We start from the raw sequence: 228 nt of genomic DNA, 5'->3' as shown, positions 1-228 counted from the left end.
CGTGTGGAGCTGAATGATACTAATCGGTCGAGGCTTTGATCTAGTCTAATGGTTTGTATGAATTGATGAGTCTTCAGTTTTGAGAGAACAATCTCTTAAAAAAGAGTTGACATTATGTTAAAATAATGTTAATCTCATATATGTCTGGTGGCGATAGCGAAGCGGCCACACCCGTTCCCATGCCGAACACGGAAGTTAAGCGCTTCAGCGCCGAAAGTAGTTGGGGGT

At 43.0% G+C, this 228-nt stretch carries 1 rRNA gene; it reads left to right on the top strand.

Annotated elements, in window-relative coordinates:
* Window positions 1-143: 143 nt before the first annotated feature.
* Window positions 144-228 (top strand): 5S ribosomal RNA (rrf, locus tag KNP84_RS15185); the annotation flags it as partial.

Origin of the sequence: Exiguobacterium sp. s70 (assembly GCF_018618315.1) — a bacterium.
Taxonomy (GTDB): Bacteria; Bacillota; Bacilli; order Exiguobacteriales; family Exiguobacteriaceae; genus Exiguobacterium; species Exiguobacterium chiriqhucha.
The sequence above is the reverse complement of the archived record's forward strand: the minus strand, read 5'-3'. Positions and strand labels throughout refer to the sequence as shown.